Here is a 22202-nt window from a genome sequence, read left to right as displayed (position 1 = left end):
CACGGGCCGCGTCGTCGACTCGATCGGGCAGGACCGCTCCGCGGCCCACCTCGACCACGGGCGGGAGCCGCCCGTAGGATGACGTACTTCGACGTCAACTTCGGCACCGTGCAGGTCGACTACAGGGCGGCCGACCTGGTGGTTCTCGTGCGGGCGTCAGTCGTCCACACGAGACGGCCCGACATCCCGGACGGCCTCGAACCGGAGGAGTTCCAACGGCGGCACCCCGAGCCCGGCGGCGATGAGGCAGATGTTGTCGAGGCTGACGTTCCGCTCTCCGCGCTCGATGCTGCCGAAGTAGCTCCGGTCGATCTGGATCTCGTGGGCGAACGCCTCTTGGCTCACGCCCTTCGCCCTGCGGAGCTGGCGCACCCGCCGGCCGAACAGCACCTTCACGTCTTCGTCCGCCATCCCCTGACAGTGGCCATTTGCGTTCTCCTGATCCACGGCTTATAACAACACCGCCTTTATCTCTCATTCGTCGGCGGCCGGTCACCCCGCTCCGGCCGAGCGAGACGCGCCCATGCCCGACGTACCACCCGCCCCGGACCAGTTCTGGCTGCTGACCGGCGAGGTGCCGACCGGGCCGTTCACTGTCGCCCAGATCCACGCCGAGTTGGCCGTAGGCCGTGCGAGCTGGCAGACACCGGCGTGCCTGGTGGGAGGGACCACCTGGCTGCCGCTCGTGCAGACCCCGGGGGTGGGGCCGGAGCGACCACCTTCCGCACCGTGCGTATCCACCCCACCGCCCGCCCCGGCGGCGGGCGGTGTCCGCCGGGAAGTCGTGCCGGCCCTGGCGACGGTCGTGCTGATCGTCGTCACCGCTACGCTCGTGTACGGGCTCTACGAGTGGGTCCGCCCGTTCACTCCGACGGAGGTGTGCAAGCGTCTCGAACGGGCCAAGACGGCGGCCGATGCGAAGAAGTACGCCACCCCCCGGATGCACCCGCTGCTCGACTCCATGTTCGCCGACCAGTCGGTCCTCGACCCGAACGACACGTTCGAGTGGACCCAGGAGGCGGACGGCCCCCGCCCGCGGACCCGGCGAGTCGGGTTCCGGGGGTCGTGGCTGTCTCCCGAGGCCGGCCACCGGGTGCGGATGGAGGGGTACATGCTGGTGATCCAGGACGGCGGGTGGAAGGCCGACGACATGTTCATCACGGTGGTCGAGGGGCAGGCTCTGCCCGCGCCGGGCTCGCTGGTCGAGGAGCACCACCGCAACCCGCCACGCTCGGCGGCCGGGGCGGTCCAATTGCCGCCGCGAGAGGGCGTCGGGTTCTGGGCCTTCCTGGAGCGGAACTGGAAAGGGACCGCGATGGTCGCGTTCTTCGTGCTCGCGGGTGCGTGGAACGCCTTCCGGCCTCGGCCGGCCGCCCGCCGGGCCGGGTCCGGGGGGGCCGGGTGATGGGCGGACTCTCTTGCCCGGGGTGCGGGTCGGACCGGCTGGACCGGCTGGCCCGCAACGACATCTCCCCGTTCCGCGGCTACCGGTGCGCGGGGTGCGGCCGGCGGCTCCGCGACCGGGGGTCGCTCCCCGTCTACCTGACCATCCTGGTCGTCAGCACGGCCGTGGCCGCGGCAGGCGGGGCGGCTACCGGGGAGGAAGCCGGCGTCGGAAGGGGGGTCGCGGTCGGGACCATCGGCGTGGTTTGCGCCGGGTACGCGGCGGTCGAGTTGACCCGCCGGACGCCGTCGACGGCGCGGCCCGTCGCCCCCGCCCCGGCCGGCGACTGGTACGTCGCCCGGGACGGCGGGAAGGTCGGGCCGTTCGCCGTCGACCGGCTGCGGGCGATGGCCGCGACCGGGGCACTGACCCCGGCCGACATGGTCCTCGACCCGTGCGGCGGGCGGTGGGTGTCGGCCGGGGCCGTCGCCAGTCTGTTCGAGCCCACCGCAACAGCCCCGCCGAACCCGGGCGGGGCCGCCCCGACCGTACCACCGCCTCCGCCGGGGAACGGCCGACGGGTGGCCTTCGCAGCTGCTGCGGTCGCGGTCGGGGGGCTGGGGCTCGCCCTCGCAGTCCGGGGCGGCGGGGCGGGAGATAAGGGCGGGCCGCTCCCGGCCCCGGCGGGCGAGGCCCTGGTGCCGCCGGCCCCCGCTGTCGAACGGCTCACGGTCGGCCCCGGTCGGGAGATCTTGTATTCGGCGGGGCTCGGGGCGGACGCGGAGCGGCTGGTCCGGGCACTGGGCGAGGCCGGGTACGGGGAGGGCAAGTGGCCCGCTCGGGTGCAGCTGGGCCGCCGGGGCGACACCTGGGTCGTGGAGCTGGACCTCCGGCCGGCGGTGTTCGACGACCCGACGACCCCGGCCGCCATGGAGCGGTGGGTCGGCGTCCGGGTGGCCGCCTCGGCGTTCCCCGGGGGGCGGGTGGAGATGCGGCTCGGCGAGACCGGGGGCAGGGAGCGGGCGGCCGTCCGGGTCGAGGGGGCCGGCCGGAGCCCGGTCGGCGGGTCGGCCGCCGCAGTCTTCTCGCTCGGCGGGGCCAAGGCCGAGGGGGACCGGCTGGCGGACCTGCTCGCCCGCGGGGGGCTCGACACCCGGGTCGGCTGGGTCATCCTGCTCGCCCGCGAGCCCGGCGGGTGGGTCATCACCCCGCTCAACCTGCGGCCGGCGGAACTCGTCCCGGGCGTCCGCCGGCGGTGGGCCGGGTTGGCCCGTGCCGCGACCGCAGCCCTCGCCGCTCCCGCCCGGGTCGAGGTGCTGGGTGACGACTACCGGCCGGCCGCGACCCTGACCGCCGCGGACGAGACCGAGCCGCCGAGGTAGCCTCGCCCGCAGGGCCGGGGCGGTGACCCTCCGTGCAGCGACAACCCGCCGAAGGCCGACGCCGGCGGAACCGGGGAATAGGTAAGAAAAAGGTCCACTGACACGGCGGGTTTGGGCACCCGCCGCTCACCGCCCCGCCCCCGCATCGCCCCGTGTGGGCCGACGGGGGCGGGGCGTCGCCGTTCAGCGGGACGCGGTCACAGCGACCGGGGCGAGGGTCGGGTACTCCCGGACGACGGCGAGGACGGCGGCCCGCACGTGGTCCAGGAACGCAAGCTCGGCGAGGGTCCGGCGGACCGCCTCGGCCTCGCCCGCCGGCAGGTCCGCCGGCATGCGGACGGTCAGGTGCAACTCGTCGACAACGACGGTCGGCGGCATGGGGTACTCCCGCGGGGACCGGGTGGGGGAGCCTGCGCCCGTCAACTCCCCATCATCTCCATCACCCCGCCCACGACCAGCCGGGCGGCGTAGGAACTCGCCGCCAAGTAGCCGAACAGGACGGCCGCCCGGCCGGCGGTCAGCCCGAGGCCGGTGAACGCGGCGACCGCCCACCCCACCAGCCCGAGTAGGTAGCCGGCCGGGAACGGGATGAACGAGGTCAGGACCGCGGCGCCGATCGCGGCGGCGGCGGTCGTGCGGTAGTGCGGGGCGGCGGCCGGGTCGGGGCCGGCGCCTGTGCCCTGGGCGCAGGCGACGGACACGAACCAGCACGCCGACGACAGCGCGACGAAGATCAGCAGGGCGAGCAGGTACGCCATGGCGGGTGCCTTCAGGTTTGGGGCGGGGTCAGCCGGCCAGGTAGCCGGCGGCCAGGAGGATGAACAGCAACGCGAACAGGACGGGCATGGGACGGCTCCGAGGGGGTCGTGGGAAGCTGGGGGCGGGGCGGGGCGGGGAGGCGGTCAGGCGGCGTCGCGTGATCGGTGTCGCACGGGCTGACGCGTTCCCCGGGGGAACGCTCGACCGGCCAACCCCTCTCCGTCGATGCAGTGTTCCGCTCTCCGCGCCGGCGGTCAGCCCGTGCCGCCGAACCCGAGCGACCGGGCCGAGCGGCGGAACCAGGTGCCGACCTGGACGCCGACCGCGGTGCACATCCCGCCGACACCGCCGACCACGGCCGACAGGCCGTGCGGGCACAGGTACGAGGCGACGCCGACGGCCACTCCGACGCCGGCCCCGACCGCCAGGATCTTCCGCACCGGCATCAGCGCCGCCACCGTGCGGGTAGCGACGGCGACCTTCGCCGCCGCGACGTGGAACCGCTCGGCCGCGGCGGCCCGGACGGCCGCGAGCTTGGCCTTCGTGCGGGTCCAGATGCCGGGCGCCGCGGGGGCGTACTCGTCCGGGGCCGTCGGCGGGGGCGGCGCGACCCGGGCGGCGGTCACGCCGGAGATCAGGGCGCGGAGGTCGGGGTTGGTGAGCACCTCGGCGAGCACCTCGCGGACGGCCTGCCGGGCACCCTCCCGGACGGCGTCGGTCACCGCCTCGGGCAGGGCCTCGGCCAGGGCGTCGACGATCGAGTCCATCCTGTCGAGCTGCTCGGACAATTGCTTGCGGGGTCGGCCGTTCGTGGTCGCGGTCATAGTCGGTCTCCGTCGGGAGTGTGAGTAGATTCGGGATCGGGATCGGGCGACCGGTCGGCGCCCCCGTCGGCCGCGGGCGCACCCCGGCTACGACCCGCGGGCCGAGGCCCCGGGGCTGGTACGGGCGAGCGGGCGGAACTAAGCGGGGGCGGAACGGTCAGAGGTGTTCGAGGCGGGCGGCGCCGTCGCCGAGGGCGTCGGCGGCGGCCAGGAGGTCGGCGGCGGCGGCCAGGACGGCGACGGCGGTGCGGGCGACCGGGCCGCCGAGGACGCCGAGCAGCCCGACGCCCAGGCCGAGCCCGGCGGCGGCGAGGAGGGTGCCCTTGCGACCGACCCACCACTTGGCGGCGTACAGCCCGGCGGCGACGGCGGTCGTCACGGCCGGGATGGCGTCCGGCGATTCGTCGGGCCGCACGGGTGTAGCTCGTTGGCGCTCCCGGTCGTACCCGTCGTCCTCGTCCCGGTCCTCGTCCCAGGCGTCGCGGGGGCGGCCCCAGCGGGCGTCATCTTCCTCGGCATCGTCCCACCCCCGCTGGGGGGCGTGGCGGGACGGCGGCGGGTCGGCCCGGCCGGACACGACGGCCTGGACGACCTGCTGGACGGCCCCGCTCACCGCCCGGCCGAGCTCCCCGGCGACGGCGACGCGGACCCGCTCCTTCAACCCGGCGATGGTCGCGGCCAGGCCGGTCAGCTGAGTGCGGACGACGCCGGTCACGGTTGGCCCCCGGGCGCGAGGTTGAGGGCCTTCAGGCTCGACCACACCTGGGTCAACGCCCGCTGCTCCTTCTTGCGACACTTTAGCGCCGCGACCAGCCGCCCCGCCTTCGCCAGGGCGTCGCCCAGCGCGAGCCGCAGCTCCTCGGCCGCGGCCAGCGGGTCCGGCGCGTCCGCGGCCGGCGGGTCGTGCCGGCCGTTCGGGGCGTGACCGTTCGTCTCGTGCCTCAAGGCGATTCTCCTGTCGGTGATGGTGGTGTTGGTGACGTCGGTGACGGTGGCGAGGTCGGCCGCGGTGTCGGCCGCGACCGCGAGGGACGGGTCGAGGGCGACCGTGATGAACGTCCTGCCGCCCCCCTCGAACACGACCGGCTTGTCGCCGGCGACGCGGACGGTGTGGCACCCGAGGGCCAGGGCGCGGGCCAGCACGCGGCGGTCGATCACGACCCGGGCGCGGGGGCCGGCCGACGGCGAGCCCTCCAGTCGGACCCGCTCGACCGCCCCGGTCTTGTCGTCGCGGGCGAGGACCACGACCCCGCGGTCGAGGGCGAGGGTGACCGGCCGGCACTCGGCGTCGGCCCCGGGCAGGTCGGGCAGCCGGTCGGCCAGCGCCGCCGCGTCCGCCTCGTCGATCCCCGCCACGGTGGGCGCGTCCCGCGGCACGATCCCGGCGACGTCCGGGTAGCGGCCCGCGGTGTCGACCGCCAGGAACACCCGCCACGGGCCGGACTCGACGACCAGGTGCGTCGCGGTCCGGCCGACCCGCACCTCGACGCCGCTGGCGAGTTCCCGGGCGCCGAAAACCGGGACGGCCGGGACCAGCAGGTCGGCGGCGAAGGGGAACGAGAACCCGCCCCAGACGAGGGCCGTGCGGCCGTCGGTGGCGACGACCTGCCCGGCCTTGCCGCGGAGTTGCAGGCGGGTCAACGCGAACCGGGTTGCGTCCTTGGCCGCCGTCCGCCCGCACTCGTGCAGGGCGGCGGGGAAGTCCGGCCCGACCGGGTGCCACGCGTCCGGCGGCTCGGGCAACTGGTGTTGCCGGCCGGGCAGGATCGCCTCGAACGGGTGGGCCGTCGGGACGCCGCGGTCGGAGAAGCGGGCTTCGCCCACCAACCCCGGCCCGACGGCCAGCTCGACGGGCTCGGTCCCCGGCCCCCCGACGGCGGCGAGCACTGTCATCGGGACCACCACCCGCTCTTCACCGGTGGCGCCGCCGCACGGGGCCGAGTAGGCGAGGACCGCGTCGGCGGTCCGCGCCCACACCGCCAGGGTGCCGGCCGTCACTTCGCACACAACCATCGGGGCCGGGCCGCGGGGCCGGCCGGAGAGGCACTTGCGGGCCAGGGCCGGGAACGCCCGGCACACCCCGCGGGGGATCACGATCACGGATGTCACCTCCGGTTCGGGGGGGTCGGGTCAATCCACCGCCCAGCCGCTCGCCAGCAGCTCCTCCCCGGAGTCGAACGACTCCCGCGGGAGAGCGAGGAGGGCGTCGACGGTCGGCGGGAGGGCGAACAGGTTCGTCTTGAACACGGTCGAGCTAAACCCAGTCCGCCCGCACACGGTCCGGGCGTCGAACATCACCCCCAGCTCCTCGGCCCCACGCGTGCGGCGGACGACAGGCAAGAACGGCCACGCCGGCCATAGGGCCGGCGTGGTGACGAACAGCAGGTGCCGGGCGAGGTCGCCCGGCTTCGACGACACGAGCGTGGTCACGGCGTCCTCCCGTTGCTGGGGTCAGGCGACGGCCGGGGCGGCGAGCTGGTCGACCTTCCGCCGCAGCTCGTCCCGGGCGGCGGCAAGCTCCCGGTCGAGCCGCCCCTTCTCGTCGAGCAGGTACTCGGCGTAGGCGGAGATCTTGAACTGGGTCGAGCGGATCTTGTCGGCCGCCCGCTTCAGCGTGTCCTCGCGGGTGTCCTCCCCGAACTGGGCGACCGCGCGGCGGTGGTCGTCGATCAGGGCGGCGAGGCCGGCGGCCACCGCGTCCTTGACCGACCGGTCCCCCTCGGCCGTCCCGGCGGGGACCGGGAAGCGGAGGATCTGGCCGTTCAGCCGGCCGAGCATGGCCTGCACCTTGTCCACGAAGGCCGTGTGCCGGATCGGCGTGAAGTAGCAGCCGCCCTGCGGCCGGATCGGGAACAGGTCGGCGTGCCGGTCGAACAGCTTCTGGATCACCCGCGTCACGTCGCTTCCCGTCCGGGCGTCGGTCGCCCGGTCGAGTTCCTCCTGGGCGAGGGTGGCGAGGCCGGGCAGGTCGCACGTCACCGTGCCGGTCTTCTTGTCGAGGGTGAGCATCGTCTCCAGGGCATACTCGAACCGGTCCCCGTCCCGGCTCTCGGCCGTGAACTGGAACTTCACGGCCGCCTCGTCCTCGGCCACCTGGCGGATGATGCGTCGGTCGCACAGCTTCTTGCACGCCCGGGTGAAGGCGTGCTTGGCGGCCAGCTCGCGGGCGACGTTCTCGTCGAGGCCGGCGTCGCGGAGCGCGGTCAGCAGGGCCGGGTGGGTGACGGCCACCCCGGAGCAGGTCCACGAGATCACCTCCCCGAGCAGCCGGGTGCCGGCGGCGACGGGGAACGGGAGGGCGGCGGTGGCGGACACGGAATCACCTCCTTCGGAGCGGGGGACGGGGAAACGACGCGGCCCGGTCGTGACCCGCCGGTGGGGCGGGCCGCGGCCGGGCCACGAACGCGGGGGCGGCTACAGGGAAAGCACCCGGCCGACGGCGTCGGCGTCGGGTGTGAGCGAGCGGACGGCGTGGGCCTCGTCGCTGACGTGGGCGAGGTCGCCGGGGTCGTTGCCGACGACGAGCGTCACGAGCCGGGCCTTCGCGCCGGCCTTCCATTTCAAAAAGTGGTTTTTAACTTCTACCGGGAGGCGGCACTTCGCGTCGGTCACGAACACCAGGTCGGTCACCCCCGGCGGGGCCTTCAGGTCGGCGTACATCCGGGGCATTTCGCGGACCGGCACGTCGATGTCGGACCCGCGGCCGATGAACGCCGCGAGCCAGTCCATGAGGCTGCTCTCGTCCCACCGGCCGGGCGGCAGGGCCAGCAGCCGTTCGCCTGAATCGCCGCTGTACGCCACCAGGGCGCACCACCGCCGCTGGTGCCGGGCGACCCACGCGAGGGCCAGGGCCAGGGCCTTCGCGGTGTGGGCCTTCTCCCCCTCCATGCTCCCACTCTCGTCGATGGCAATAATGACCGGCCCCTTCCCGACCGGCTCGACGGCGTGGTGCTCGCGGCACGCCGCCTGGCGTTCGACGATCCGGCGGAGGGTGTCGAGTTCCAGCTCGGGGACCATGAGCCGCGACAATTCGACCGGCAGCAGGCGGCCGACCTCGCCCCCCGGCTCGACGCCGACGACGTCGTCGAGCCCGTGCGTCTGCTTCACCCGCTGCTTCGACTGCGCGACCCGCCGGAACCGCCCGGCCAGCTCGCAGATCCGCCGCAGCGTCGGGTCGCCGCGCACGCGCCGGAACAGGTCGGCGACGGCCCGCGGGTCGTTGCTGCCGGGCGAGCCCGGCCCCAGCCCGAGTGCCCCCGCCGCCTCGTGCAACTCGCTCACCTCCGTGCCGGCCGCGGCGACCGCCCGGCCGACGGCCCGCAGGGTCGCCATCTCGTCGCCGGGCGTGCCACCGGCCGTCACACCATCAGTGTGGCCCGTCCCGTCCTCCTTCTTCAGGTTGGCGAACTGCTCGGCGAAGTGGGTCGCCGCGATCGCCGCGGCGGTGTCGTCCAGGTGGGTAGCGGCGTGCAGGGCGCGGTACTCGGGCGAGTCGAGCAACTGGGCGACGAACTGGTGCCGCCGCGGGTCTGCGCACGCCTCGACCAGCCGGGGGTCCGGGTCGAACCCGGCCGCGAAGAAGTCGGCGGCGGCGAACTCGTCGGTGACCGCCCCCTTCAGCCGGTCGCTCTCGGCGACGAGATCCCGCCCCCGCCGCAGGCCCCAGGCGTCCACGGCGAGGGCCGTCGGGCTGGCGTTGCCCGGCGTGTCGGAACGCGCGGCGTCCGTAACGATCACGCCGGTGTCCGCCGTGTCGGGCGGCTTGCCATCCAGGTCGAGCATCTTGAGCAGGTCGTTCGGGTCCATTCCTCCCCCAGTGGGTGTAGTGGTGAGTCGCCAGCCCGCGGCGGGCAGGTGTCCGCGAGGTTCGAGATGATCTCGGAGAGCTTCGACGTCCGCGACGAATCGGGAATCGAAGAAGACAGCGAGTTGCTAGCGGGCGAACGAGCCGAGGAGTACCACGAGAAGGCAGACCGTGCCAGGGAACTGCTGAACCGGATCGACGTGATGATCGCCGTCGGCGCGCTGCGGCGAGACGGACTGCACGAGGAGGCCGAGATGTTCGAGGTGGATGAACACGCGTTCGGCGAGTTGACGAGTCGCGGTTACCGCACGCTCAAGGACGGGACTGGCGCTTGAGGTGCGGCCCGGAACCCGCCCGGACGCTCCGGGCTATTCCCGACGCCCGACCGGAATCATCGGCACAACTACTGCACAATTCTGTCCCATCACACCACCAACCGGGCCGGGTTCTCCCAGCCCCCAGACATCTTCCCCCGCACGTTCCTACCCAGTTCAACGAAGGCCGGTGGCATCAGCCGCCGGCCTCGACTTTTGGTACGGCCTTCTTGATGAGCGGCGCGAACGCCTTCTTGACCCCGGCGTGCCCCTCGTAGGCCATGAGCCACTTCACGTTCGGCTCGAACTCCAGCGTGTGGCGGCCGTCCCGCAGCGTCGCCTTGGCGAGGAACCTGTCGATCGGCAGGTAGAACCGCTCCCGGTCGTCGGGCTCGCCCAGCAGGAACGCGATCACCCCGCCGGCCTCCGACAGCAGTTTCGCGTCGTCGGGCTTGAGCTTCAGCTTCTTCCCTTCGGTATCGGCCACGATCCGCACCGGCATGGTGGCCTTGAGCGTCATGCCGGCGGCGAGCAGGTTGATCCCCTTCCCGGCGACGGACAGGAAGACCGTCATCCCGCCCAGGGTCAGGTCGCTGGCGACCTCCTGCCCGCATTCCTCCCGGTCGTGCATCGTCTCCGGCACGGCCCTGGGCTTCTCGTCGTCACGCACCCGCGGCTTGGGTTCGACTTGCAGCAAGGAACTGGCTCCGGGCGAGGTGGGAACCTCTTGGTATAGGCATCGTTTCGAGCACCGGCCACGGCGGATGCCGGCACCCCGCGATCGCTTTCTGTAGTGCCGGGTCACCCCGCTCCTCTCCCGCCCGACCGCATCATCCCGCCTGTCTGCCGGGGCCTGAACCCGCATCCGGCTCAGGCAAGCAGAATGACGGTTTCCGCAAGCGGACCCTCCGCAATTCTGCTTGCCTGACCGCCACGCTGCCGGCTTGAGCGAGTTCTCCTCGACCCCATCAGGCGGCCATGACGCCGCGGGTGAGCAGGTGGTCAGACGGCCTCGATCGAGGCGAGCTTGAGCTGCCGGAGCTGGTCCTTCAGGTATGCACGAGCCTTCTCGACCCGACCGTTGCCCTTGAGCGTCGAGAACTGCCGGTCGATCTCGGCCAGCTTGGCGGCGGCCTTGGCGGCGTCGGCGAGGTTCCGCACGTCGGCCGCGGCCAGCACCTGCTCGACCTCCAGGAGCAACTGCGTGACCCGCATGCCGGCGGGGTTGGCGACCCGTGCGATCACTTGGGCGGCCTTCCGGGGCTGCTCCTCGGGCGCGTCCCACAGGCAGTGCTGGGCGACCTCCAGGTGCTCGGGGAGCACCTCATCGGCGCCGCTCAGGTAGGCGAACGCCCGCACCGCCCCGACCGTCTTGAACTGCCGCCGGTCGCCCGGCTGGATGCCCTCCCGGGCCAGCTCCTTCAGGATCACCTCCAGGGCGTCCTTCGCCTCGTCCGACCACGGCAGCGCCAGGGCCTGCCGCCGGGCCTGCTCGACCTCGGCCGGGGTCACCGTCGTGGACAGCCGCGGGGCGTGGTCGCGGGTCCAGAGGAGCTTCTGCCGCCCCGCCTGCGACCGGATGGGGGAGACGGCCTTCCGCAGCACGAAGCGATCGAACAGCGCCGACAACTCCTTGCCCGTGTCCGGCGACGGCCATTCGTTCGACGCCGCCACGCAGAGTCTCAGCGGCACCCGGCGGGCGACCCCGTCCCCGGCGTCGTAGACCCGCTCGTTGAGGATCTTCAGCAGGGTGTTCAGGATCGCGCTCGACGCCTTCATCACCTCGTCGACGAACGCGAAGTCGGCCTCCGGCAGCTTGCCGGTCGTCACCCGCAGGTACTTGTCCACCTTGAGGGCCGCGAGGCTCACCGGCCCCATCACCTCCTCGACGGTCGTGAACTTGGTGAGCAGGATCGAGAACTTCGTCCCGCCGGTCCACGACAGGACGCTGTCGAGCAGCAGCGACTTGCCGCACCCGGGCGGGCCGACGAGCAGCACGTGCTCGTTGGCGACCAGGGCGGCGAGGACGAGGTCCACCTCGTCTTCCCGCTCGATGAGTGCGGCCGACAGCTCCTTGCGGGCCTGAGCGAACTTCTCGCGGACGGGGTCGTAGTCGGACCGGACCAGCTTCATCTCGACGTCCTCCAGGAACGAGAAAAGCCTCGTCCACACGATAAAAGTGCGGGGCGGGGCCGTGGGGGTGGAAGGGGCCGACGGGTAATCGGCTCCCCTACTTATTCTGACTCGTATTTGTTGTTTCTTTAGCTCGGGATCGACTTGCACCGGGTCGCCGGCGGATGCCTCGCATGCCACAGCGGGCTGCCATCGGCCTCGTCCTACTCCACGTCGTCCTCGTCCTGCGACGACTGCGGACGGTCGGGAGGTACCAGCCGCCAACTTCAAACCCTTGACAGTTGACCAGCCTCGACTAGCCGCTCGAAATGCCGCTCCACCTGCCCCGGCAACTTCCCGCCCGTCACCAGGAGGCCCAACTCCATATTGATGGTGAAAGCGTACTCGGTGAGGTTGGCGCTCGACAGGAACAACCGGTGTCCGTCGGCCACAGCGCACTTGACATGCAAGATGCCGACCTTCCCGTTGTCGTCCCTGGAGCGGTTGGCCTGGGGCCAGTAGTACACCGAGCAGGCCGAGGCCACGTTGTCGCCCAGGGCCAGCAGGCAATCGTACTCGCCCTGGCCCTCGATCCGGTTCGGGGTTTCCACGACTAGCCGGATGCGGACGCCACGGCCGGCGGCGGCGACCAGGGCGTCCCGGATGCGGGGGATGCGGTAGACGGCGTAGCTCACCACTGTCAGCCGCCCCGCCGCCGAGTCGATCACTTCGAGAACGGCCTGCTCGGTCTGCCGGAACCGGGTGTCGGCGGTTTCCGGGCCGGTCCACACGACCTCGACCGTCTCGTCGTGCCGGTGGTCGTGTTCGCACTTCGCCGCCGTCACCAGGGCGACGGCGACCGCCTCAGCCCCGACGCCGCCAGCCGTGGCGTGCCAGAGGTCGATGAACTCGGCCGTCGCCTCCCGGAAGTCCGGGGTCGGCAGGTGGTGCAGGATCGCCTGCCGTGCCGCCGCCCGGTCGAGGCTGCCGTACCGGGTCACGGAGTCGGCCACGCCCACCGCCAGAGAGTGTGGCAGGCGTGCCGCCAGCCGGGCCGCCCCCGCCCCGATCCGGTGGTGTTCGTGGGTCATGGCTCTCACCGGAAGAACGCCAACTCGCTCCCCTCGCCGGTTTCCACGGTGGGGACCAGCACGGCCCGGTCGAGGTACTTGTTGCCCCGCTCGCACGACGTTTCCGGGGCGAACAGGCAGGCGTGGCACGAGGCGGCGTGCAGCGTCGTCCCGTCCCGGTACGGGTGGTGCTCGGCGCACAGCGGGTCGCTGGCGCACAGCCGCACGTTGTCGAGCGCCTGGTCCAGATGCCGCTCAAGCGTCCCCGGCCTGCCGAGCGACACCAGCCCGCCGAGCGTCCCTTCGCTGTCCGGGGCTGCCGTGTAGATCAGCACCCCCGCCATCTCCGGCTCGTCCACGCCGGGGTTGCGGGAGTAAATCCGCTCCCGGAGCGAGGCCGTCGTGTACCCGCACTCGACCGACAGTTGGCGGATCAGGGCGTGGGCGAACGAGTGGAGTAGCACGAACCGTAGGCCGGGGTAGAACTCGTCGGGCGGCTCCAACTTGCGGGCGATCCGCCACCGCCGGTGGGCCTCCAGGAACACGCCGTCGAGTGCCTTGTTCTCCTTCACCCACTTCTGGATCAGATCTTCCTTGAAGTGGAAGAACAGCCCCTCGCCCCGAATCTCCGAGGCGGGAACCCACGTCGGCTGCGTGCGGGACAGTCTGGCCCGCTGGTTCTCCGGGAACGCCGTCGGGTTGTCGTAATCGGACGGCGACTCGATCCGGGAGAAGCCGACCAGCGCCCGCACTTCCCGCAGCCGCTCGGCGAGGACGACCGTCTCGAAATACTTGGCGTACCGCTTCGGCGGCGGGACCGCCCGCAACTGGAAGTCTCGCCCTTTTTCCGCCGAGTCGGGGTCGGTGAAGACCTCCCACTCCGGCGTCTTGAGGTCGGACGGGTCGCCGCCCTCGTCCGGCGGAGCAGTCTTCTTGGCCTGGACCGCCTGCCAGATGTCGGTGGCGGTGTATTCCGACAGGTCACGCAACTGCGTCGTCACCGTCTGAAGAAGCTCGATGTTCTGCTCGCTCTGGACCTTCTCTAGAACGGTCCAGTGGTCCTCTACGAGCTGCTTCAATTTGCCCGACGCCTGTGGGATCGCCAGGGCCGTCAGGGTGATGCCGAACCACGAGTTCGACGCCCCCTGAAGCATCGGCTCCATGCGCATGTCCAGGCCGAGGGGCGTCTTGCACCCGCACTCGTCGTGGTCCCGCAGGTGGGGGCGGCGGGCCTTGCACACGGGCAGCGCCTTGAGGTCCATCTTGAAGGCGTCCGACATGGGCCGGATCGCTCCGCAGTTCGCCCCCTCGCACTGCACGAAGATGCTCGCCGCCTCGCCCGTGGCCGAGGGTTCGAGCAGCTTCATCCCGCCCGTGCAGGTCGTCGGCCCGTTGTGGGCGAAGTCCCGCCACGGGAAGTCGTCCAGGTGGCCGTTCTTGCACGCCACGACGAACCGGGCGGGGACCACGGTCGGGGGCTTGCCCGGCTTCGTGCAGTTGGCGTGGACGTACCGAATCTGGTCGGTGCGGTACGGCGTCTCCAGCTTGAACAGGCCGCTGCCGAGCGGGGCCAGCCGCCGACAGTAAGGGCACACCATCCATCGGGGGAACGGGGCGACCGGGATGCCGACCAGCGCCGACGGGTCGAACGGGTTGACCTGACGGGTGTCCGGCACGACCGGGGCCGACCGCAGCGCCGCCACCTGCGCCCCCAACACGTCCCTGACGGAGTCCAGAAGTCGCTGCAACCCGATCTCCACCGTGTCCTTGAGCGGCCAGTCGTTCAGCCCCATCACCATGACCGACAGGTTCGGCAGGTCGATGATGGCCCCGACGCCGAACGTGGTGAGCGCCTGGCTGGGCCGCAGTTCGCCGACCTTGAAGCGTTTTTGGTCCTTGGGAGTCACGGGGAGGCTCCTTCCTCGGATTCGTCGCCGCCCTCGTCGTCCATGCCGAAGGTGTCGAGGATCAGGTTCGCCGTCGGCTCCACGTCCCGCAGCGAGTTCAGGCAGGTGAACTCGTCCCACGACTCGATGCTCGGCTTGCGGAGCAGCCCGACCGTCACCCCGTCCTTCTTCGTCTCGTACCCGAGCTGGTTCCCCTGGGCCGTCCGCTGCGCCCGCTTCTGCCACAGGTCCATCTTCCGCTTGAGTTGCTGCCGGACCTCCTCGGCGGCTTCCACCCCGGCGATCAGTTCGGCCCGCCTCGTGATGGCCTCGACGGCGGCGGTGACGTACTGGTGGCCCCGCTGGGTCGCCATCAGCATCGCCTTGTCGTTCGAGTTGAAGGCGGCCCCCGGCTGCCGGACCATCGCCACCAGGAGCGCCGCCAGCCCACGGGCCGTCGCCCCCGCCGAGAACGGCGTCACGGACAACGCCTCGACGTGCTTGTAAAAGGTCGAGTGGTAGTGCTCAAAGGTTTCGTAGTGGGACAAGTCCCGTGGCCTCGCCCAATTGAACACGGTGCAGACGAGGCCGGGGAACTTCCGCCCGACCCGGCTGCTGGCCTGGATGTACTCCGCCGTCGTCTTCGGCTGGCCACCCACCACCATCAGGCCCAACCGGGGCACGTCCACCCCGACCGAGATCATGTTCGTGGCGAGCAGCACGTCGAGGGGCCGGTGGACGAACCCGTCGCCCTTCTTCCGATCCTTGATCCCGTCCAGGATCGCCGGGTCGAACCGGCCTTCGAGGAGGTCGAGCGTTTCGGGGATCGCCGTCGAACCCAGGCGGGAGGTCAGTTCCTTCACCGTGTCGGGCGTGAACAACTTCCGCTTCGCCAGCCCCCGGTCCTGCATCTTGCCGAGGCGGGTGCGCACGTCGTCGTCCACCAGCCGCTTCATGCCGCCGAGTTCTCGCAGGCTGTTGAAGTAGCCCACCAGCGTCATCCACGGGTCGGCGTCCAGGCCGTACTTCTCGAACAACACCTGCCCGGCGGATAGGAGGGCGACGTACACCCGGATGAGTGCCGCCTTGAGCCGCCGACCGGGGGCACAGATGCCGATGTACTTCCGACCCGGCGTCGTCTCGCTCGACGGGCGCTGGAGGGAGAAGAAGTTGTCCCGGATGTCGAGACCGTTCGGGGGGAACGTCTCCAGCCGCCGCAGGAACAGGGCGTGGAGTTGGTCCTTCGCATTCCGAATGGTCGCCGTCGAGGCCACGACCTTGGGCCGCACCCTCGTGCCGTTCACGTCCCAGGTACACAGGTGGTCGACGGCCGTCTCGTACAGACCGACCAACGTGCCGAGAGGCCCGCTGATGAGGTGCAACTCGTCCTGGATGATAAGGTCGGGCGGGCGCAGCGGGTTCTGGGGGATTGTCTTCGCCGCTGGAAGGTCGCCCTTTTTATTGTGGCTGTTGGCGTCTTCGATCTCCGGCGACCGGAACCCGTGCCGCTCGCAGTACCCGTCCACCTGCCCGAACAGCATCTGCACCGCCCCGTTCCACGGCATCTGGGCGAACTTGTCCACCGTCGTGATGAGCAACGACGGCAGGCGGCGGTAAATCTCCTCGTCCACCACCATCACCGGCAGCCCCTCGCCGGGCGCTTCCTTCATCGAGAACTTGCACTGGCCAAACTTGGCCCCGCAGAAGACGAGCGTCCGCCCCACCTCCTTGTCGACCTTAATGTGCTTGCCGGGGTCGATCTTCGTGCCGCACCACGGGCAGTTGGTCAGTTGGTGGGGCGACCCGACGCCGCCCATCGCCCCCGACCTCGGCTTGCCGCCGTGGGCCGACTTCACCGCTTCGTCCGCATCGCTGGTCCAGTTCGGGGTCGTGCTGCCGCCGACCCAAAGGCCGATGCGGAACGGCGTCTTCCCCCAGCGGGTGTCGCCGTTGCTCAGGGCCGTGCGGCGGATGTCCTCGGAGGCGCAGATGAGTGTCGCCGCCCGCTGGAACTGTTGAAGCGTCAGGAGCCGCAGGGTGTACCGCATCAGCACGGTGACGCCGTTCTCGCCGGAGCGCCCCTCGATCACCCCTTGCAGGCGGCGAAGGCCGAGGGTGTAGGCCGTCAGGCCCAAGTACGCTTCAGTCTTCCCGCCGCCGGTCGGGAACCACAGCAGGTCGGCGATGGCGTCGGGCGACTCGCTCCGTTCGGGGTGGTCGAACTTGGTGATCCCCGGCAGGTTCAGCAGGACGAAGGCAAGCTGGAACGGATACCAGGAGCGGTTGTCCGGGTTGTCGATGGCCCCCATATCGGGCTTCTCGTCGCCCCGCCGCACCCGCTCGGCGAACAGGGAGTGCGTCCGCTGGAGCCACATCGCCCGGTTCATGAACTGGAACGCCTGCGCCGCCTTGTCGTCCGTGTCGAGCAGGTCCAGCCCCTCCTCGATCCGCTTCAGCGTCGTGCGGCAGCGGGCGATGGTGTGCTGGGCGGCGTGCTGGAAGTGGGCCAGCCCCTCGGCGGGGTCGGCGATCCGCCCCTCCTCTCGCTCGATCCAGTCCCGATAGGCGTCCACAAGCGGCTTGAGTTTCGGGCGGAACTGCTTCGGGTTGGACTCGGCCAGCGCCTTCATGTCAAGGACCATGCCCTCCAGTTTGGCGAAGGCCGGGTTGATCTCGGCGTCGGCGGGCCGGGGCGGGGTCGTCTTGGGAACCTCGTAGGTCGGCACGACCTTGGTGCGCACCCGGACGGCGTGGTTCGGGTCGGCGGACCCATCGACGTGGACGCCGATCCCGTGCCCCACGGCGAACTCGACGTGCCGCCGGTAGATCATCGCCAGCAGGTCGTTCTCCCCCTTCACGGCGGGGTCCGTGCCGGTCAGTTCCAGGACGGTGTGCCGCTTGTGGATGACCGCCGCCCCGCCGACGCCCTCGGCCATCAGTTCCGGCTGGAACGCCCAGCCGGTGTCCTTCTGTTTCTCCGGCTCCTGCTGCTCGTTCACCAGGAAGAGGGTGACGCACCAGTGGTCGGTGCGCCTGCGGACGAGTCCCTGGACGACGACCTCCGGGCAGTTGGCATCGACCACAATCGGGGCGAGCGGGCCTGCGACGAGGGGCAGCCGGTGCTTGCCGCCACGGGGATACCGCCGCCACACCAGCCGGGGGTTGCCGGTCTTCTCGCTGACGAGGTATTCGCTCTTCTCCCGGAGGTACTGGCCCCAGGCGGCGGACACGTCGATCTCCGTGGCCTCCGGGTTCACCGAGAAGGTCATCCCGAAGGAGGACGGGATGAGCGCCTTGGCCTGTTCCTGGGAGGCCGTCTGGTCGGTCGTGCCGTCCTGGGTCGTGTCCTTGCCCCCCAAGGCCAGTTCGTCGCCGTCGAGGATTTCCCCGTCCGTCTCCCCGTCATCGTCGTCGGGCGGGGGCAGGACGGCGGCAGGTTTGGGCGGGGCGGCGGGGGTGGCCCGCCTGCGGGGGGCCAGCACGCCGACGAAGTAGCGAGTGCCGGGCGACTCGATGATCTCCTCCTCGGCGCTACCGGGGCCGAGCAGTTCCTTGAGGACCATCATTTCCAGTTCGTCCCGCAGATGCAGCGGTGAGACGGAGGGCTTCAGGGTGAGGTTCATTCGTCCTCCGCAGCGGCGAAGAGGGACGGCTTGACTGCGGCACTTTGCTGGGTAGTCGTCGCTTTTGGCTTGTTCGTGGCGGGACGCTTGGCCTTTGCCTCGTGCAGACCTTGCCTCACTTCAGCGGTGTACCGCTCGTGATTCAATGACAGTAGCCGGGCCAAAACTTCTCGCCGGGCTGCTTCGCTAATCGTGTAACGGATGCCATGCTTCGTCTCATGGAAAGCGTGATCGAGGTTGAGGTCGGCCCAGCCGTAGGCGGCGGCTGCCGCTCGATCTATCTCGACGTGCAGCTCTCGGAAATTCTGGATGTCGTCGCTGGCTTCTTCAGGATTGTGGAAGCGATTGTAGGTCGTTGTCAGGCCATCTTTCCGGGAGAGCATGATCCGCTTGCGATGGGCGTGGTAATGCTCGCCGATAGCTTCCAGCCCATTTAGAGAAATCGGGAATGGAAACGTCTCAAAGGTGTCCGCCAAGCTGTAAGCCGGATCACCTTTCAATCGAGATGCCGTCTTCTCGGCCCACTCAGTATGAAAACACGAACTCAGCACCGCAAAGTTGCCATTGCCACAGAGGGCAAAAACCACCACTTTGCCTGCAAAAACCTGATGTGGTGACACCCAGGATACACTCCAATACTTTGAGACTTCACCGCAGGTCAAAGCAACAGGAAAGCCCTTGATGGCCTCGTACAGCTTCTCCTGGCGACCGATATATCGCCACCAGTATTTTTCACGCTGGGGTATCTTGTTGCCCTGCCGCTGTATTCTAACAGTCGCAGACAGGCGGCTCCAACAAGCCGTGTACTTTGAAGCTTCCGATTCTGCCCGATCGGCAAAATCGATTGCGAATCTATCTGAAGATTGCTGGTAGTCTTGATTGATATCTTGTCCTGTCAGGAACGGAAAAATGACATCGCTCGATCTCGGATCGAGCGAGACTATCCGATCACGTTCTTCCGAGGTCAAGATAAATCCCTCTCCGCCAACTGTCGGACCACGGAATACTAACCCATGATTTTGGGCGAGACGGTACGGCAAAAAAGGCGCTGCATGTGCGTCAAGGAAAGAAGAAATGCCCGACACATCGCTTCCATCCAAGACGCACGTTCCCTTCCACGGCCCGAAATAGAAGTGGATTTCACTTATGAACACATTGGCCGTCCCCGGCCAAGGTCGTGAGCGTGTCGCACGAATGAGTTGGCCGCCTGAATCAAGGAGGCACTGGAGGCCACTTGTTCTTGTCTCCCCCTTCGCAACTGAATTTGTTGCAATAAATCCTGAGCATCCTTGAGCTGAAATGAGATTCGCAGCACGACGAAGAAAGAATGAACAAATATCGGCGTTTCCGTTTGATTTCTCGAACTGCGAGAGAAGTATCGCCAGATAGCGATCCCCAAACGTGCCGGAGATTCTGGAACCCCCCAAAAACGGCGGATTGCCCACGAACGCATCGAAGCCACCACGCTTCACGATTACCTCAGGGAATTCTAGCGGCCAATGAAACATTAACTGTCCACGGCATTCCTTGGCGGCGACTTGCTCGAACTCCTCAATTGGCCCATTTTCGACGTAGTGCCCCGAGCGGACGGCGTTGTGTCCCACTCGTTCGGCCTTGTCCTTGTAGTTCTCGCCCCAGAACTCCCCGGCCACGAGCAAGTCCGCCGCACACCGCAACCGGGCAATCTTCTCGTTGGCTTCCTTAAGTAGCTTCTCCTGCCGCTCGACATCTTCGACCGTGTTCGACGGCAGGTCTCCGAGCTTGAGCCGCAGGCTGATCGTCTCGTCCACGGCGGCATCAAGCGGGCCGGAAAACTTGATCGAGTTCGGCTCGTCGGGTTGGAGGCTGTACGAACGAAGTTGCTCGATGTTGCTCAGGCCGACGAGCGAATCGCCGCACCGGATGTTGTGATCCAGAAACTCGAACGGCTTGTCTTTGGCGAGCGTGAGCAACCAGAGCGACAGCTTCGCCATCTCGACAGCAAGCGGATTCTTGTCCACGCCGTACAAGCAGCGTTGGGCGACAATCCGCATGGCGTAGGTCATCCGCTCATCGGGATCGTCGGGGATCAACATCTCGCCGGGTTTGCCGTTCGAGGCTTCACCCTCAGGCGTGATGTGTACCGTGCCGGGATTGGCCCGCTGCACGGCGTCCCAGGCTTCGAGCAACCGAGCGGCCATGTAGCGGCAGGTTTGCACGAGGAACGCCCCGGAACCGCAGGCCATGTCGCAGATTTTCAGAGCGAGCAGTTCCTTGGCCGGGCGTAGTGTCCACTGCTCCTTGGGCAACCCTTCTGCGGGACCGACAAACACTAGCGGCTCCAGCGTGTACTGCACGATGGGTACTGTCAGCGGCTTCGGCGTATAGTGCGTGCCGGTGCTACGGCGGTCGCTCCCCGCCGTGACGAAGACGCTCCCCGTCGTAATGACGACCGGGTAGCCGACCGTATCGAACCGCACCAGCCCGGCATACGGCTTCACCCGACTCCACAAGGTCGAGTCCTGACAGGCGGTGCGGAACCGGCTGGCGGGTTGGTCGCCTAGTTCGGCTGCAAGCGCCTTCTTTAGCGCCGGCTCCGAGCGGCCCATCTCGTCCTTGAGGAAGCGGAGCAGTTCCCTCTCCCCACTGGCGGCGATCTTCTCCAGGTCGGCCAGGGCGATCTCCGGTTCCCGGTCCCTTGTCCCGGCCAGCCCCAGCATCGGCTCGCTGGCACGCTTGGCGGTGTGATCGAGCAACCCTTCGTAGACGTGGCCGATCTGCTCGATGTCGAGGGACCGGAAACTGAGCGATCGGGCTTCGATGGTCTTGCCGACTTTCGTTTGCAGTACTTGCAACGCTTCGAGCAGGTGCAGCACCGTCCGGTTACTCACCGGCAGCGGCGTGGCCGGGGTGGTCCTCCAACTCGTCCCCGCCTTGCGGCCTTCGAGGAACGGGAAGCGGTCGGGGTTGAACAGGCTGCCGCCGTAGGCCGGGAGCCTGAGCCGGTCGTGCTTGGCCCCGGCATAGACGGCCCGGAAGGTGGTCAGCAGCCGGGTCCAGGCGTCGTACCGCAGGCCGAGGATTTCCTCGCCGAACTCGTCCGCCGTGAGCCGCAATTGCTCCCGCAGGGTGCTGACGGCGTAGTTCTTGTCGTACAGTTCGTCGCCCAGCAGCAGCAGTTCCCGCTCCTCGGCACAGAACAGGAACACCAGCCGCATCATGACGGTGAGGGCGGATTCGTAAAGCACCTTTTCGTTCACGTCGGCGAGCAGCTCCCGCCCGTGGTCCTGGTCGGCCTTGTCGAGCGCCTGGATCACGACCTCGACGGCCTTGCGGACTTGGTAGCCGAGCTGGTCGGTGACTTCCTGCTGGTCCTTCTGGCTCTGGTCGAGCAACCCGCCCTTGAGGTCGAGCGTTTCGGCGTCCGGCACGCTGAAGAAGCGGTCGGCGGACAACAGTGTGCGGAAGGCCCGGAGCGTGACCGGCTCTTCCAGCCAGAGGTCCGCCCGCCAGCTGGCGTACCCGGTCGTCTCGTTCTTCGGAGCGTTCACCAGCATCCAGTCGTGGCCGTTGGTGACGAGGCCGAGGCGGATGCCGGTGTCGTTGAGCAGTTGCGTCATCCGGGTGTCGGGCGAAGTTTTCCACCGGGACGTTGCCACTGGCTTCGTGAGCGGCTGTGTCCGGGGGTAGAACTGCACGAGCAACCGGGCCTTCTTCGTGGCCGGGTCGGTGACGATCCAGTCGGGGCGCAGCGTCTCGCCGTATTGGGCCTCTTCGCTCTGGAGCGATTGCGGTATCTCCTGCCCCTCGGCGAGCAGTTCGTCGTAGCCCAGCGTCTCCCCCAACACGAACCGGACCCACGCCCGGTGCAAGACCGGATCGGGCCGCTGCCCCAACTGGTCATCGTCCCACTCGCCGAACGCCTGCCGCAGCCGCCGGGCGTGTTCGGCGTCGTGGGCGTTCAGCCCTTGTGGGAACGTCAGTGCCAGCACCGGCAGGCTCAGGAACGGGCCTGAGTTCGGCACGAGGCGTAGCCAGTCGTTGTGGTGGCGGGTGACGGACAAG

At 69.5% G+C, this 22202-nt stretch carries 18 protein-coding genes; 3 read left to right on the top strand and 15 right to left on the bottom strand.

The window, feature by feature from the left end; translation table 11 throughout:
- Window positions 1–156: 156 nt before the first annotated feature.
- On the bottom strand, window positions 157–411 hold the full coding sequence (locus tag ETAA1_RS18155) for a helix-turn-helix domain-containing protein (RefSeq protein WP_145240903.1): 255 nt from the start codon (window positions 409–411) through the stop codon (window positions 157–159).
- Window positions 412–523: 112 nt separating this feature from the next.
- Here ETAA1_RS18155 and ETAA1_RS18150 point away from each other — a divergent pair, with 112 nt between their 5' ends.
- Window positions 524–1405: a hypothetical protein gene (locus tag ETAA1_RS18150; protein ID WP_145240901.1), complete on the top strand. Its 882-nt coding sequence runs from the start codon at window positions 524–526 to the stop codon at window positions 1403–1405.
- Entirely contained in the window at window positions 1405–2766 is a 1362-nt protein-coding gene (locus ETAA1_RS18145) for a DUF4339 domain-containing protein (protein WP_145240899.1), read from the top strand. Before ETAA1_RS18150 ends, ETAA1_RS18145 begins: the two co-directional genes overlap by 1 nt.
- A gap of 183 nt (window positions 2767–2949) precedes the next feature.
- On the opposite strand, the gene ETAA1_RS18140 is transcribed toward ETAA1_RS18145, so the two are convergent.
- From ETAA1_RS18140 to ETAA1_RS18105, 8 genes are all read right to left on the bottom strand, one after another.
- Window positions 2950–3144 (bottom strand): hypothetical protein, encoded by a 195-nt coding sequence (locus tag ETAA1_RS18140; RefSeq protein ID WP_145240897.1) that lies wholly within the window; start codon window positions 3142–3144, stop codon window positions 2950–2952.
- A gap of 41 nt (window positions 3145–3185) precedes the next feature.
- A complete protein-coding gene (locus ETAA1_RS18135) occupies window positions 3186–3524 on the bottom strand; it encodes a hypothetical protein (protein WP_145240895.1) in 339 nt (112 codons plus the stop codon).
- Between the two features lie 255 nt (window positions 3525–3779).
- Window positions 3780–4349, bottom strand: coding sequence for a hypothetical protein (locus tag ETAA1_RS18130; RefSeq protein WP_145240893.1), 570 nt, complete (start codon window positions 4347–4349; stop codon window positions 3780–3782).
- Between the two features lie 157 nt (window positions 4350–4506).
- Window positions 4507–5064, bottom strand: a complete 558-nt coding sequence (locus tag ETAA1_RS18125) for a hypothetical protein (protein ID WP_145240891.1) — start codon at window positions 5062–5064, stop codon at window positions 4507–4509.
- Entirely contained in the window at window positions 5061–6449 is a 1389-nt protein-coding gene (locus ETAA1_RS18120) for a hypothetical protein (protein ID WP_145240889.1), read from the bottom strand. Before ETAA1_RS18120 ends, ETAA1_RS18125 begins: the two co-directional genes overlap by 4 nt.
- Window positions 6450–6479: 30 nt before the next feature.
- Window positions 6480–6779, bottom strand: coding sequence for a hypothetical protein (locus ETAA1_RS18115; RefSeq protein WP_145240887.1), 300 nt, complete (start codon window positions 6777–6779; stop codon window positions 6480–6482).
- Window positions 6780–6800: 21 nt separating this feature from the next.
- Entirely contained in the window at window positions 6801–7664 is an 864-nt protein-coding gene (locus ETAA1_RS18110) for a DUF6744 family protein (RefSeq protein WP_145240885.1), read from the bottom strand.
- Window positions 7665–7763: 99 nt separating this feature from the next.
- A complete protein-coding gene (locus tag ETAA1_RS18105) occupies window positions 7764–9155 on the bottom strand; it encodes a hypothetical protein (RefSeq protein WP_145240883.1) in 1392 nt (463 codons plus the stop codon).
- Between the two features lie 66 nt (window positions 9156–9221).
- Between ETAA1_RS18105 and ETAA1_RS18100 the strand changes: the two genes are divergently transcribed.
- Window positions 9222–9488 carry a hypothetical protein gene (locus ETAA1_RS18100; protein WP_145240880.1) on the top strand — a complete coding sequence of 89 codons (267 nt, stop codon included), beginning with the start codon at window positions 9222–9224 and terminating at the stop codon, window positions 9486–9488.
- A 175-nt stretch (window positions 9489–9663) separates the two neighbouring features.
- Here ETAA1_RS18100 and ETAA1_RS18095 read toward each other — a convergent pair whose 3' ends face one another.
- From ETAA1_RS18095 to ETAA1_RS18070, 6 genes are all read right to left on the bottom strand, one after another.
- Window positions 9664–10164, bottom strand: coding sequence for a hypothetical protein (locus ETAA1_RS18095; RefSeq protein WP_145240878.1), 501 nt, complete (start codon window positions 10162–10164; stop codon window positions 9664–9666).
- 305 nt (window positions 10165–10469) lie between these two features.
- Window positions 10470–11639 carry an AAA family ATPase gene (locus ETAA1_RS18090; protein ID WP_145240876.1) on the bottom strand — a complete coding sequence of 390 codons (1170 nt, stop codon included), beginning with the start codon at window positions 11637–11639 and terminating at the stop codon, window positions 10470–10472.
- A 227-nt stretch (window positions 11640–11866) separates the two neighbouring features.
- Window positions 11867–12670: a DISARM system phospholipase D-like protein DrmC gene (drmC, locus tag ETAA1_RS18085; protein WP_145240874.1), complete on the bottom strand. Its 804-nt coding sequence runs from the start codon at window positions 12668–12670 to the stop codon at window positions 11867–11869.
- A gap of 5 nt (window positions 12671–12675) precedes the next feature.
- The gene (gene drmB, locus ETAA1_RS18080) at window positions 12676–14556 is read right to left on the bottom strand and encodes a DUF1998 domain-containing protein (protein ID WP_145240872.1); all 1881 of its coding nucleotides are present in this window, start codon (window positions 14554–14556) and stop codon (window positions 12676–12678) included.
- On the bottom strand, window positions 14553–18158 hold the full coding sequence (gene drmA / locus ETAA1_RS18075) for a DISARM system helicase DrmA (RefSeq protein WP_145240870.1): 3606 nt from the start codon (window positions 18156–18158) through the stop codon (window positions 14553–14555). Before drmA ends, drmB begins: the two co-directional genes overlap by 4 nt.
- A complete protein-coding gene (locus ETAA1_RS18070; RefSeq protein WP_145240868.1) occupies window positions 18155–22201 on the bottom strand; it encodes an Eco57I restriction-modification methylase domain-containing protein in 4047 nt (1348 codons plus the stop codon). Before ETAA1_RS18070 ends, drmA begins: the two co-directional genes overlap by 4 nt.
- Window position 22202 lies beyond the last annotated feature (1 nt).

The sequence above is a fragment of the Urbifossiella limnaea genome (genome assembly GCF_007747215.1).
In the GTDB taxonomy this organism is placed as follows: Bacteria; Planctomycetota; Planctomycetia; order Gemmatales; family Gemmataceae; genus Urbifossiella; species Urbifossiella limnaea.
Note: the sequence above shows the minus strand (reverse complement) of the source record. Positions and strands in the feature narration are given on the sequence as shown.